This window comes from Micromonospora sp. ATLC20 (assembly GCF_057196585.1).
In genome coordinates this window covers 1-13,046 of record NZ_JBXUOV010000166.1, presented here as the reverse complement: position 1 = coordinate 13,046, position 13,046 = coordinate 1, and the positions used below count along the sequence as shown (strand labels likewise).

Here is a 13,046-nt window from a genome sequence, read left to right as displayed (position 1 = left end):
GCGCGGAGCCGGCGCCCGCCGCGCCCCCGCCGCCGGCCGGACGGGACGACGCGCTGGAGGCGCTCGGCGGCGGGAAGAGTACGGAGGCCGCATGGTGACACTCCGCAGCGTGACCATCGAATTCAAACGCGACGCTGGTCACGGTGCGCCACGGCGAAATCTCGCTATTGGTCGGCTTCCGGACGTAGATCCTCACGAGTGCTGTCAGGTAACCTCGCTGCCGGTCACCGCCGAAGGCGCGCACCGGCGCCAGCGGTGCCGCCGCCCAATCGCCCACGGGCGAACCGGGGAACCAGGTACATGGGGTGAATCCGCGACAGCGGTAGGGGCCACTTCCGTCCCGAACCCGTCAGCTAACCCGGTCGGCGGCCGACGGAAGGGAACACTGTGACGGCACCCCTGCGCCGCTGGCTGACACCCGTGGTGGCCGTGCTGGCCTCGCTGGCCGTGCTGGCCGGCCCGAACCCGGCGACCGCGGCCCCCGCCGCGGCGGCCCCCGGCACCCCCTCGGGCCACGAGGAGGACGGCGATCCGCCGCTCATCACCGAGGCGATCGACTCCGCCAACCGGAACTTCCTCCAGGCCAAGGCGAAGCTCGCCAAGTCCCAGGACCGCCAGCGGCGGCTGGCGGCCGAGGTGAAGACGGCACAGGCCGAACTCGACGCGCTCAGCCCGCAGGTCAACCAGCTCGCCGCCCAGTCCTACCGGACCGGCCGGATGGGCGCGATGGCGATGCTGCTGGAGAGCAACTCCCCCGACTCGTTCGTCCGCCGGGTCAACGCCCTGGACGAGCTGAACCTCCTCAACGCGCAGCGCCTGGCCGCCATCAACGCGGTCAAGACCCGCGCCGAGCAGGCCAAGATCGCGCTCGACGCCGAGGTGCGCGAGCAGGAGAAGCAGAAGAACGCGATGGAGCGCGAGAAGGTGCAGGCCGAGCGCGCGCTGAAGCTCGTCGGCGGTCTCGGCTTCACCGGCGGCCTGGTCTCCGCCACCTCACCGGTCGCCAAGATCGCCCCCGGCCGCACCGCCGACGGCGGGTGGAAGGCCGAGTCGTGCAGCGAGGACGACCCGACCACCTCGGGCTGCGTCACGCCGCGCACGCTGCACGCGTACAAGGAGGTCCGGCGCGCGGGCTTCAAGCGCTTCGTGGGCTGCTACCGGTCCGGCGGGCCGTGGGAGCACCCCAAGGGCAAGGCGTGTGACTGGTCGCTGCAGAACAGCGGCTTCGCGCCGTGGCACAACAACGACACCCGCCGGTACGGCAACGAGGTCGCCGCGTTCCTGATCCGCAACGCCGACCGGCTGGGCATCTACTACGTCATCTGGAACCGGCAGATCTGGTTCCCGGCCACCGGATGGCGTTCCTACAGCGGACCGTCGAACCACACCGACCACGTCCACATGTCGCTGCTCTGATCCGGACACCACGAAAAGGGGCCGCCCGAGGGCGGCCCCTTTTCGCGTCCGAATGTGTCAGCTCGCCAGCGCCGGGTCGGCGGGCGCGGCCGGGGCGGGCAGCGGGGCCGGGGACTGCGCCACGGTCCGCACCTCGCCACCGGCGAGCCGGTACGACATGCCCACCACCGTGCACCGCCCGGCGGCCACCCGCTCGGCCAGCACGGCGGACCGGGCCAGCAGCGTCTCCACGGTCTGCGCGATGTGGACGTCGATGATGCCGTCGAGGTCCTCGACGCCCTGGCGGGCGGCGCGCAGCAGGCTCGGCGAGACCGCGTCCACCACCGCGCCCAGGTGCCCGGCCGGGGCGGCACCGGTCCGGACCCCCTCCCGGGCGGCCTGGACCGCGCCGCACGAGTCGTGCCCGAGCACCACCACGAGCGGCGTGCCCAGCACGGTGACGGCGTACTCGACGCTGCCGAGCACCTCCGGCCCGGCGGTGTGCCCGGCGGTACGCACCACGAAGAGGTCACCGAGACCGCGGTCGAAGATGATCTCGGCGGCGAGCCGCGAGTCGGAGCAGCCGACGATCACCGCGAACGGGTGCTGGCCGTCGGCCACCGCCGCCCGGTGCCCGGCGTCCTGATTCGGATGCTGCGGGACGCCCGTGACGAACCGGTGGTTACCGGCACGCAGCTCGGCAAGTGCCTGTTCCGGGGTGCTCGGCGTCATGTCCCTCACCTCGTCTACCTGGGGAACCACCAGGCCGAACGGCCTCGCGACCCACGGTCACACGCCCCTCGGGGTCCGTCAAGATTCGTGATACGCATTTCATACTTTCCCGTCTCCGCCCCGCCCCGGACCGCGCCGATTCGGCAGGTGGCGGACGTGGCCATAGCATGACCACCATGGCGACCACACCAGTTGAGGACGGGAGCCGCCGTAACTGGACCTTCCTCACCAACCATGGCCACGTGCTGCTGGCGATCGCGCGCAACCCCACCGCCCGGCTGCGGGACGTGGCGGACGAGGTGGGCGTGACCGAGCGGGCGGCCCAGGCCATCGTGGCCGACCTGGAAGCAGGGGGTTACCTGCGGCGTACGCGGGTGGGACGGCGCAACGAGTACACGATCAATCCGAAGGGCCGCTTCCGGCACCCGGCCGAGGCCGACCAGCAGGTCGGCGCGCTGCTGGCCCTGTTCGCCGCCGAGCCCGCCGGGGACGCCGCCACCGGCCGGTGATCCGGCCGGCACCACGTGCGCCCCGCGCGGGCGGGCGCGGCGGGTAATCTCACCGCGTGCGCGACAGCTTGCGGCCGGGCGCGACCACGGGACGCGTCCGGGCCGGACACCGGATCAGGTCCGTCCTCTCCGGAGCGGCGGTGACCGCCCTGCTCGGCGGTGCGCTGGCGGTGCCCGCGCCCGCGCTGGCCGCCCCGAAGTGCGGACCGGCCGGCGGCCCCGCACCCACCGAGGTGCCGTGGGCGCTGAGCCGTCTCGACCCGGCCGCCGCCTGGCGGCTCGGCAAGGGCGCCGGCATCACCGTCGCGGTGATCGACTCCGGGGTCTCACCGACCCATCCCCTGCTACGCGGGCGGGTGCTGCCGGGTGAGGACTTCAACCAGCTCGTCCGCCTGAAGGGGCAGTGCGACCTGGTCGGCCACGGCACCATGGTCGCGGGCATCATCGCCGGCCGGGAGGGCACCGGCACGCCGTACACCGGCATCGCGCCGGAGGCGAAGATCCTGCCGCTGCGGGTGCTGGCCGAGAACAAGGAGAACTTCGACCCGGACGTGCCGGCCGAGATCGGCAAGGCGATCCGCTGGGCCGTCGACCACGACGCCGACGTGATCAACCTGTCCCTGGTCACGCTCGACGACCCGGCGCTGAAGTCCGCCGTGCAGTACGCGCTCGGCAAGGACGTGGTGATCGTCGCGTCCGCCGGCAACCGGCAGGAGAACCGGGAGGACCGGCCCGCCTATCCGGCGGCGTACGAGGGTGTCGTCGCCGTCGCCGGGATCGACGAGCAGGGCGGGCACGTCGGCAGCTCGGTCAGCGGGGACTACGTGGACATCGCCGGCCCCGGCCTGAACATCGTCGGGCCCGCGCCGCAGGGGCCGGGCTACCGGGGCGAGCCGCAGGGCGGGACGAGCTTCGCCACCGCGTACGTCTCCGGGGTGGCCGCGCTGGTGCGGGCCGCGCACCCGGACATCAGCGCCGACGAGGTCGCCTACCGACTGACCCGCACCGCCGACAGCCCGCCGGACGGGCACAACGCCGAGGTCGGCTACGGGATGGTCAACCCGTACCGGGCCGTCACCAGCCTGCTGGGCACCCGCAGCGACCCACCGCTGGGCGCGATGCCGCCACCGGCGCCGCCGGCCGACCCGCTGGCGGGGCAGCGCACCGTCGCGATCTGGGTCGCCGTCGTCGGCGCGCTGCTGGCCGGCGTCCTGCTGACGCTGCGGCCCATCCTGGTACGCGGACGGCGGCGCGGGTGGCGGCCGGGCCGGCGCGACGTCCCGCAGGACGCCTGACGATGCACGACGGCTCCGCCCGGCGCGAGCCGTAGCGGAGCCGCTGTGGACCGGTCGGGGGTCAGTTGCCCCAGACCTTGGAGTTGCTCATCTCCGTGGTCATGTAGTTCTCGCGCGCGATGCCCACCGCGCCACCGATCTCGTTCAGGACCTTGTTGATGTCCCGCACGGCGGCGTCCCACTGGGCCTGGTGCTGCTGGTAGGCGGCCCGGTCCTGGCCCTCCCACTCGAGCTTGGTCAGCATCGCCCGCAGCGTGTCCAGCTTCTCGTCGATGGTCCGCGAGATGGCCTGCATCTGCTGGTTGCTGCTCTCCAGAACAGCGTAATCAACCTTGATGCTCATCGGTTCCTCCTCTGCCTGTCTTCGCGGATCACGGGTTGAGCGCAGCGTGGAACTTGTCCAGCATCTGCTGCTGCTCTTCGTCGTTGACCTGGTGCGTGGTGCCCGACTTGTCGAGCAGGTCCGCGATGTTGTCCATCGCGGTCAGCAGCTTCGTCGTGTCCTCGTTCCAGCGAGTCATCAGGCTCTGGAAGCCCGTGGACGCCTGGCCCTTCCAGGCCATCGCCAGGTCGTCGACCACGTTCCACAGCTTCTTGAGCTCGCCGTCGACGTCGCTGCGCGTGGACCGCACGTCACTCGCGGCGGTGTGCAGAGTCGCTGCACTGACCTCGAACGCCATGCTTCACACCCTTCCGTCATCTTGTGGCGGCGGTTCCGCCGCGCCCTCCCCCGCGGCAAGGCGTACACACCCCACCGACGGACACTTCATCCGAACCGTAGCGGACGATGTCCAACCCGCGCAGCCCTGCTGACCCATCGTCGTATTCCGACATGCCACTGTCGACAGACGCGGAGCGCCACCCCTCCGTACCGGGTGGACGGTCGAGGGCGAGGTCAGGACCGATCGCGTGCGGATCTGACGATCGTCGACACGCCGAAGGCCAGCACCGCGACCAGCATCACCACCACGACCCACAGCGCCGGCTTCTCGAACGCGCGCTGGAACGACAGCACCAGCAGCGCCGCGCAGGTGCTCAGCGCCACCACCTCGGCGGCCCGTCGCAGCCGCGCCGAGCGGTTCAGCCCGGCGAACAGCATCAGGACCACGAAGACCGGGATGGTCAGCAGGACGTACAGCAGCAGCGAGAAGAGCAGGGTGTCCACGCGTCGCTCCCGTTACCCGTAGAACTTGGAGTCCCGCACCCAGTCGATCTTGATGTCCTTGATGTCCGGGTCGGCGCCGGTCGGCGCCCAGCCGGGCCGGGAGTCCGCGCTGAACGTGAACCGGCTGTCGGTGTGGAAGGCGGCCATCAGCGCGTGCAGCAACGCGCTGATCTCGCCGAAGACCAGGACCAGGATGGCGGCGGTGGCGGCCAGGCCGGCGATGCCGATGGCCTGGGCCAGCGCGGTGGTCGCGGGAAAGAACTGGAGCGCGATCGAGGCGATCACCGCGACCAGGATCGGCATGAGCGCCTGAGCCAGGCCGGAGACCGCGTCGTTGTACGCGTCCCGGGCGGCGGTGAGCGTGTCCCGATTGGCGGCGAACGCCTCGGCCAGCGAGTTGATCTCCGCACCGAGCTTGCGCAGGAACAGGTCGAACGCGTCCCGGTCGTCGAAGTCCCACTCCGCCGCGTCCGGCGGGACCGCCGCCATCGCCGCGCCGAACTGGTCCGCGCCGAGCAGGCGGGCCGCCTCGTCCCACTTCTTGATGGACTCGTTCACCTCCTGGTTGTCGAACGACTCCAGGTAGAGGATCGTGCCGATCAGCGCCGCCGAGGCCGCGATCCAGACCAGGTTGCCCTTGGCGATGGCCGCCGCCGAGCGGACCGGGGCCGTGGTCTGCGCGACCGACACCGAGCCGGTCACCGTCCCGGACGCGTTGGCGATGAGGATCTCCGGTGGCATCAGGCGTCCTTCCCGTGGCGGACCCGGCCGATCACTTGACCACCCAGGGCTGATCCGACTTCTCCCAGTTCTTCGCGCTCTGTTCGAGCTGCGCGGCGGCCCTGCGCAGATGCTCCACGCCGGTGCGGACGTTGTCCAGGTGCCCGTCCACCGCCGCGTTGTGCCGCTCCACCGCGCCGGTGCCGAACCAGCTCAGCGCACCGCCGGGCAGCTTCACCTCGGCCAGCAACGTCTCGACGTTGCGGAGGTATTGGATCGGGCCGTCCGGGGCGTCGAGCCGCTGCCCGGCCTTCCGGATCGCGTCGACGTCGACCGTGTTCGGCATCGTCGGCTCCTCTCGCTCAGCGCCGCAGGTTGCGGGTCGGGTCGGACAGGTCCACCCCGAACTGACGGAACCAGTCCTCCGGGGTGAGCGTGCCGTCCTGCGCCCGGCGGACCATCTCGGAGTCGCCGAGCATCTCGCCCAGCATCTCCCGCTGCCGCTCCTCGAAGGCGGCGTAGGCCGCGTCGATCGCCGCCTGCATCGCCTCGGCCAGGGAGAAGCTGTCCAGCCGCATCGCCCGCGGGTTGAGCTCGACGTCGCCGACCTTCATGTCGCCGTCGACCGTCACGCGCACCAGGCCGTCCGGGCTCTCCCCGGTCACCCGCAGCTCGGCGCGCTGCCGCTGGACCTCGGCCAGCCGGCGCTGCTGCTCCTGCGCCTGCCGCAGCAGACCCTCCACGGCGGCACCGAAACCCGACGGGCTGCTCACGGACGCGCCCCTTCCCACTCGCGGCTGTCGATCGGGCCGACGCTACCGGACGGGGCGGCCCGCCGTCCGTCCCGTCAGGCGGGTTCCGTCCACGCGGTCTGGATCAGCTGCTGGCCGTCGCGGCGGCGCACGAGCGTGCCCCGGCCCGGCGGCTGCGGGGTCGGCCGCAGGTTGCCGAACACCGCGCCCTCCTCCCTGCTGCCGGACATCAGCAGGCCCGGCGAGTCCAGCTCGCGCAGGCGTTGCAGCACCGGCTCGTACAGCGCCCGGGCCACACCGCCGACCCGGCGCGTGATGATCAGGTGCAGGCCGATGTCCCGCGCCTGTGGCAGCAGCTCGTGCAGCGCGCTCAGCGGGTTGCTGCCACCGGAGGCGACCAGGTCGTAGTCGTCCACCAGGATGTACAGGTCCGGGCCCTTCCACCAGCTCCGGTCACGCAGCTGCGCGGTGGTCACGTCCGGGCCGGGCAGCCGGTTCTGCAACGCGCTGCGGATCGAGCCGAGGCCCTGGCTGAACACCTGGTTCGACGGCGCGTAGTCGAGCAGGTGGTCCCCCTCGACCGCACCCAGCAGACCACGCCGGTAGTCGGCGATGACCAGCCGCGCCTGGGCCGGGGTGTACCGCTCGGCGATCCCCCGGGCGATCAGCCGCAGCAGATTCGTCTTGCCGCACTCGGCGTCGCCGAACACGGTCAGGTGCGGCTCGCCCGCCAGGTCCAGGTAGACCGGGGCGAGCGCCGACTCGTTGACGCCGATCGGGATGCCCGGCGCGGACCGGTCGACGACCTTCGCCAGCTCGGTGACCGCCAGCTTGCGCGGCAGCAGCCGGACCTTCGGCGCCGGCTGTCCCGGCCAGTTCGCCGCGACGTGACCGGCGAGCGCCACCGACGCCTCGGTCAGGTCCTCGATGTCGCGCTTGCCGTCGATCCGCGAGATCGCGGTCAGGAAGTGCAGCTTGTCCCGGGTCAGACCGCGGCCGGGCGCGCCGACCGGCACGTTCTGCGCGGCCCGCCGGTCGATCTCCGACTCCGACGGGTCACCGAGCCGCAGCTCCAGCTTGGTGCCGAGCAGGTCCCGCATGTTGATCCGGATCTCCGCCCAGCGCACCGCCGTGATCACCACGTGGACACCGAAGCCGAGGCCCCGGTTCGCCAGGTTGGTGATCGTCTGCTCCAGCTCCTCGTACTCCTGGCGCAGCGTGTTCCAGCCGTCCACCACGAGGAAGACGTCACCGAACGGGTCGTCGGCGAACTCACCCGCCGCCCGGCGACGCCGGTAACTGGCCACCGAGTCGATGCCGTGCTGGGTGAACCGGTTCTCCCGCTCGTCGATCACGGCGACCACCTCGGCCACCGTCCGCCGGACCGCCTCGACGTCGCGCCGCCCCGCCACACCCGAGGTGTGCGGCAGCCCGTCCAGGCTGCGCAGCGCGCCGCCACCGAAGTCGAGACAGAAGAACTGCACCTCGCGCGGCGTATGGGTGAGCGCCAGCGAGGCCAGCATCGAGCGCAGCATGGTGCTCTTGCCACTCAGCGACGCCCCGACGATCACCACGTTGCCGCCGGCCCCGGCCAGGTCGACCATCATCGGGTCGCGGCGCTGCTCGTACGGGCGGTCCACGATGCCGACCGGCACCGCGAGCCGGCCGCGGCCCGGCCAGTCGGCGGTGGTCAGGCCGTACGTCGGGTGCACGCTAAGCTTCGGCAGCAGCTCGGCCAGCCCGGACGGCTCGGCCAGCGGCGGCAGCCACACCTGGTGCGCCGGCTTGCCCCGGCCCTTGAGCTGGTCGATCAGCACGTCGAGCATCGCCACGGCCTTGCCGTCGCCGCTCTGCTCCGGCTCCGGGGCGGCCTCCGCCGGGCTCGGCGCCGCCGGCACCGGCACGTAGTCGATGCCGTACGGGACGATCCGGCGCTGCACCTGCGCCCGGGTGGATCGCTGCACCTGCCCGGGCGCCCGGTACGGGCCGGACACGTAGGCGGCGCGGAACCGCAGCATGGTCGCGGTGTCGGTCTTCAGGTAGCCGTGACCGGGCGCGCTGGGCAGCTCGTACGCGTCCGGCACGCCGAGCACGATCCGGCTCTCCACCGCCGAGAACGTGCGCAGACCGATCCGGTACGACAGGTGCGTGTCCAGGCCGCGCAGCTTGCCCTCCTCCAGCCGCTGCGAGGCGAGCAGCAGGTGCACGCCGAGCGACCGGCCGAGCCGGCCGATCATCACGAACAGGTCGATGAAGTCCGGCTTGGCCGCGAGCAGCTCGGAGAACTCGTCACAGATGATCAGCAGGCTGGGCATCGGCTCCAGCTGCTCACCGGCCGCCCGCGCCTTCTCGTAGTCGTACCGGGAGACGTAGTTGCCGGCCGCCCGCAGCACCTCCTGCCGGCGGTTCATCTCACCGGCGAGCGCGTCCCGCATGCGGTCCACGAGCGGCAGCTCGTCGGACAGGTTGGTGATCACCGCGCTGGTGTGCGGCAACGCGTCCAGCGAGGCGAACGTGGCGCCGCCCTTGAAGTCGACGAGGACGAAGTTCAGCTCCTCCGACGAGTGCGTCACCGCGAGCGCCGCGACCACCGTCCGCAGCAGTTCGCTCTTGCCGGAACCGGTGGCGCCGATCACCAGGCCGTGCGGGCCCATGCCCTCGTGCGCGGACTCCTTGAAGTCCAGCTCCACCACGTTGCCGTCCGGGCCCAGGCCGAGCGGGATGCGCAGCCGGTCGCGGTTGCTGCGTGGACGCCAGGTCTGCCGGACGTCCACCGTGGCCGCGTCGCCGACCCCGAGCAGGTCGGGCAGCTCCATGCTGCGGGACAGCGGCTCCTCGGTGCTGGCGCCCTGCTGCTGGGAGAGCCGGAACGGGGCGATCTGCCGGGCCAGCCCCTCGGCCGCGCTCAGGGACAGCCGGTCCGGCCGGCCGAGCCGCGACGTGGCGGTGCCGCGCACCAGGTCCAGACCGGTGCCGTCCCCGGCGTCCAGGCAGAGCAGCCAGCGGCCGGCGTCGCGCGGGACCGCGCCGGACAGGTCGAACACCGTCGTGCCGAGCAGGCCCGGCCCGGTCAGGGCGCAGGTCGCCGAGACCTCGCCGCCGTCCAGCACCACCACCACGTGCGGCGCGGTGGTCAGCGGCTTCGCCTCCGGCGCGAACCGGGGCCGTCCGCCCAGGTCCTGGGCCAGCGCCGTCTCCGCCTCGTCCAGCGCGGCGAACACCATCCGGCGCGCGCCGGCCGCGTCCGTACGCCCCGGGTGCTGGGCGTGCGGCAGCCACTTCACCCAGTCCCAGGCGGCCTGCCGGTCCGGCGCGGCCACCACGACCACCAGGAGGTCCTCCGGGGCGTGGAACGTGACCAGCTGACCCAACGCGGCCCGGGCCAGGTCCAGCACCGGCTCCCGGTCGCCGCGCAACGCGATCCGGCTGAACGCGCGCAGCGACAGCGCGGTCGGCAGATCCGGCACGCTGGAGTGGGCCCGGACGAACCGGCGCAGCGCGATCGCGCTCATCGGCTCCAGGTCCTCCACCGGCTTGGTCTCCGGCGGCACGATCTCCACCGCCAGCCGCTGCGGGCCCAGCGCGATCCGCACCTCGCCGAAGTCGTCCTCGGTGATCCGCCGCTCCCAGAGCCGGCGCGAGGCGGCGATCGACCAGAGCGCATCCGGCTCCGGGTGCCGCCAGGTCATCGCGGCGCGCTGCTGCTCGGCCGCCCGCCGGGTGCGCTTACGCATCTGCGCCAGGTAACGCATGTAGTCGCGCCGCTGGGCGTTCAGCTCGGCCTTGTCCTTGCCGCCGTTGCCGAGCGTGCCGATCGCCATGCCCAACATGGACACACCGAACAGGCCACCCGCGACGTACGTCATCATGCCGCCGCCCCGGCCGGCGTAGAGGAACGCCATCGCGCCCACGCCGCAGAGCATCGGCAGGATCATCAGCACCTGACCCATGCCCTTGGCCTGCGGCTCCGGCAGCTCGGGCGGGGATTCCAGCAGCACCTCGCCGCGCGGCAGCGCGGGCCCCGGTTGACGCGGAAGTCGGCGGAACACCACCGTACTCACGGCTCTCCCCTCCCCAGAAGCGGCCCTGATCGTGGTCTGCCACCGCCGGTGAGCGTCGGGTGGGCAACCTGTGCGACCGCCATCGTAGGTAATCTCCGTCAGGCGTCGTGGACCCGTGTGGCGACGCCGACGGCCCAGCGGATCGTATGCGAGCACGAGGAGGCCACTGTGGCGACGAAGACGGCGACCGGCGGACTGAGCCGGATCACCATCGTGGCGCCGCGTACCAGGATGGATCTGGCGCTGCCGTCCGACGTGCCGCTCGCCGACCTGCTCCCCACGCTGCTGCGGTACGCGGGCGAGGACCTGGCCGACGAGGGCGTACGGCACGGCGGCTGGGCCCTGTCCCGGCTCGGCGGTCAACCGCTCGACGGCGGCCGCACCGCCGCGCAGCTCGGTGTCCGCGACGGCGAGGTGCTCTACTTCAACCCGCGTGCCGCGACCGCGCCCGAGATCGTCTTCGACGACGTGGTGGACGCGGTCGCCACCTCCACCACCCAGCGGGCGGGCGCCTGGCAGGTGGGCACCACGCGGGCGTTCGCGGTCCTGCTGGCCGGCTCGGCGCTGGCTGCGGGCGCGGTCGCGACGCTGCTCACCGGCCCGCCGCAGCTACCCGGCGCGGCGGCCGCGTTCGTGGTCGCGGTGGCGCTGCTGGTCGGCGCCGCGGTGCTGTCCCGCGCGGCCGGCGACAGCCGCACCGCCGCGGTGCTGGCCCTGGTCGGGATCGGTTACGCGGGCGTCGGCGGCCTGCTGGTGCTCGCCGGTGAGCGGACGCTCGGCGAGCTGGCCGGCCCGCACGTCCTGCTGGCCGGCACCGCGGTGGTGGTCTTCGGCGCGGTCGCCGCGCTGGCGGTCGGCGACCGCCTGCCGCTGTTCCTCGGCGCGGTCGGCGTGGGCGGCGCGGTCGGCCTCGGCGCGGTGCTCAGCCTGTCCTTCGACATCGGCGCGGCGGCCTCCGCGGCGGTGGTGGCGACTGTCGCGTTCGGCGCACTGCCCGCGCTGCCGATGCTCGCCTACCGCCTGGCCCGGCTGCCGGTGCCGTCCATCCCCACCGGCCCGGACGACCTCAAGACCGACACCGAGTCGGTCGACGGGCCGTCGGTGCTGCGCAACAGCGAGCGCGCGGACGCGTTCCTCACCGGTCTGCTGTGGACCGTCTCGCTGCTGGTGCTCGGCGGCGAGGTGGTGCTGGCCGAGGACGGCCGGCTCCCGGCGGTCCTGCTCTGCCTGGTGCTGGCGCTGCTGTCGCTGCTGCGGGCCCGCCCGTTCCTCGGCCGCGCCCAGCGCACGCCGGTGCTGCTGGCCGGCACCGTTGGCCTCGGGCTGGTCGCCGCCGCCACCTTCGCCGCCGGCTCACTGGCGGTACGGCTCGGCCTGATCCTCGGCGGCCTGGCGGTGGTGGCCGTGATCAGCCTGGTCTACGGCCTGACCGTGGCCGGCAAGCGGATCTCCCCGGTCTGGGGCCGGACCCTGGACATCGTCGAGATCCTGCTGATCATCGCGCTGGTGCCGCTGGCCGTCTGGGTGTGCGGCGCGTACGGCTGGATCGTCAACCTTCGACCGTGACGGTCCCCATCGCGGTGCCGACCGGCGCGGTGGCGTAGACGCCCGGGCCGTGCTGGCCGTCCAGCGGGCGGGCCGGCACACCGGCGCGCCGGGCCATCTCCCGGACCGCCTTCACCAGCGCCTCGGCGTGCCCGTCCATGGCCGCCACCCGCAGCAGCGGCGGCACCCGCCGGCCGCCCGGGAGCACCACGGCGGCGACCGTGTGCGAGGGCGCGGAGGTGGAGGTGACCGCGTCCACGAGTGCGCCGAGCGAGCCGTTGGGGCGTACCCGCAGGGCCAGGCAGCGCTGCGTCCAGCCGCCTCCGCGCAGGCTGGTCCACGTCTCCACCGGGGACTCCGGGGCCAGGTCGAGGCCGGCGCCGGACACCACCGCCGCGTGCAGCTCGTTGCGGTCGAGCACCCGGTGACCGAGGCCGGCGGCGTTGAGCGCCTTGCCGAGCCGGCCCACCCCGGCCGCCACCGTGCGGTGCACGCCGCGCAGGCCGCCGCCCCGGCTGACCGCCTCGGCCCGCGCGTCGGACACCGACAGGCGCAGCGCCACCCACACGGTCCGGTACGCCGACGGCGGCGCGCCGGGTGCCGGGTACCAGACCAGGGTGTGCGAGACGACCTGGGTCTGGGTGACCGGGCCGGAGAAGTCGGCGAGCACCGCGAGCGCCCGGTCGACCACCGCCGCCTCGATCGAGCCGGCGGGCGCACCGGGACGGCCGGTCAGCGCCAGCGCGGCGAACCAGCCCCGGTCGTCCTGCCCGATGCCGAGCCGGGTGCCGCGCTCGGTCAGCTCCACCACCGTCAGCTCGGGGGCGAGCGCGGCGAGCCGCGGGTCGCCGCCCGGCGCCGCGCCCCGGGCC

13 protein-coding genes and 1 riboswitch are annotated in these 13,046 nt (G+C 73.2%); of the genes, 4 read left to right on the top strand and 9 right to left on the bottom strand.

The window, feature by feature from the left end; translation table 11 throughout:
* Nucleotides 1-252 precede the first annotated feature (252 nt).
* Nucleotides 253-383, top strand: a riboswitch (cyclic di-AMP (ydaO/yuaA leader).
* A 4-nt stretch (nt 384-387) separates the two neighbouring features.
* Nucleotides 388-1,416: a coiled-coil domain-containing protein gene (locus AC2CHG_RS25310; RefSeq protein WP_262015910.1), complete on the top strand. Its 1,029-nt coding sequence runs from the start codon at nt 388-390 to the stop codon at nt 1,414-1,416.
* 57 nt (nt 1,417-1,473) lie between these two features.
* On the opposite strand, the gene AC2CHG_RS25305 is transcribed toward AC2CHG_RS25310, so the two are convergent.
* Nucleotides 1,474-2,127 carry a carbonic anhydrase gene (locus tag AC2CHG_RS25305; RefSeq protein ID WP_262015909.1) on the bottom strand — a complete coding sequence of 218 codons (654 nt, stop codon included), beginning with the start codon at nt 2,125-2,127 and terminating at the stop codon, nt 1,474-1,476.
* A gap of 167 nt (nt 2,128-2,294) precedes the next feature.
* On the opposite strand from AC2CHG_RS25305, the gene AC2CHG_RS25300 reads away from it, so the two are divergent.
* Together AC2CHG_RS25300 and mycP are read left to right on the top strand one after the other, a co-directional pair.
* Nucleotides 2,295-2,636 carry a helix-turn-helix transcriptional regulator gene (locus AC2CHG_RS25300; protein WP_366624457.1) on the top strand — a complete coding sequence of 114 codons (342 nt, stop codon included), beginning with the start codon at nt 2,295-2,297 and terminating at the stop codon, nt 2,634-2,636.
* Nucleotides 2,637-2,692: 56 nt separating this feature from the next.
* Nucleotides 2,693-3,931, top strand: a complete 1,239-nt coding sequence (gene mycP, locus AC2CHG_RS25295; protein WP_318332125.1) for a type VII secretion-associated serine protease mycosin — start codon at nt 2,693-2,695, stop codon at nt 3,929-3,931.
* Between the two features lie 61 nt (nt 3,932-3,992).
* On the opposite strand, the gene AC2CHG_RS25290 is transcribed toward mycP, so the two are convergent.
* The 7 genes from AC2CHG_RS25290 to eccCa form a co-directional block, all read right to left on the bottom strand.
* The gene (locus tag AC2CHG_RS25290) at nt 3,993-4,274 is read right to left on the bottom strand and encodes a WXG100 family type VII secretion target (protein WP_013283773.1); all 282 of its coding nucleotides are present in this window, start codon (nt 4,272-4,274) and stop codon (nt 3,993-3,995) included.
* 28 nt (nt 4,275-4,302) lie between these two features.
* A complete protein-coding gene (locus tag AC2CHG_RS25285) occupies nt 4,303-4,611 on the bottom strand; it encodes a WXG100 family type VII secretion target (RefSeq protein WP_013283772.1) in 309 nt (102 codons plus the stop codon).
* Between the two features lie 215 nt (nt 4,612-4,826).
* A complete protein-coding gene (locus AC2CHG_RS25280) occupies nt 4,827-5,096 on the bottom strand; it encodes a hypothetical protein (protein WP_484525725.1) in 270 nt (89 codons plus the stop codon).
* 12 nt (nt 5,097-5,108) lie between these two features.
* Nucleotides 5,109-5,837: a hypothetical protein gene (locus AC2CHG_RS25275; protein WP_366624460.1), complete on the bottom strand. Its 729-nt coding sequence runs from the start codon at nt 5,835-5,837 to the stop codon at nt 5,109-5,111.
* Between the two features lie 31 nt (nt 5,838-5,868).
* Entirely contained in the window at nt 5,869-6,162 is a 294-nt protein-coding gene (locus AC2CHG_RS25270; RefSeq protein WP_194798849.1) for a hypothetical protein, read from the bottom strand.
* Nucleotides 6,163-6,178: 16 nt separating this feature from the next.
* Entirely contained in the window at nt 6,179-6,589 is a 411-nt protein-coding gene (locus AC2CHG_RS25265) for a YbaB/EbfC family nucleoid-associated protein (RefSeq protein WP_262015904.1), read from the bottom strand.
* 74 nt (nt 6,590-6,663) lie between these two features.
* On the bottom strand, nt 6,664-10,629 hold the full coding sequence (eccCa, locus tag AC2CHG_RS25260; protein WP_357207434.1) for a type VII secretion protein EccCa: 3,966 nt from the start codon (nt 10,627-10,629) through the stop codon (nt 6,664-6,666).
* 168 nt (nt 10,630-10,797) lie between these two features.
* Between eccCa and eccD the strand changes: the two genes are divergently transcribed.
* A complete protein-coding gene (eccD, locus tag AC2CHG_RS25255; RefSeq protein ID WP_402809222.1) occupies nt 10,798-12,195 on the top strand; it encodes a type VII secretion integral membrane protein EccD in 1,398 nt (465 codons plus the stop codon).
* Here eccD and AC2CHG_RS25250 read toward each other — a convergent pair.
* A partial coding sequence (locus tag AC2CHG_RS25250) for a type VII secretion protein EccE (protein WP_484525724.1) occupies nt 12,179-13,046 on the bottom strand: 868 nt, incomplete at its 5' end. The genes eccD and AC2CHG_RS25250 overlap by 17 nt on opposite strands.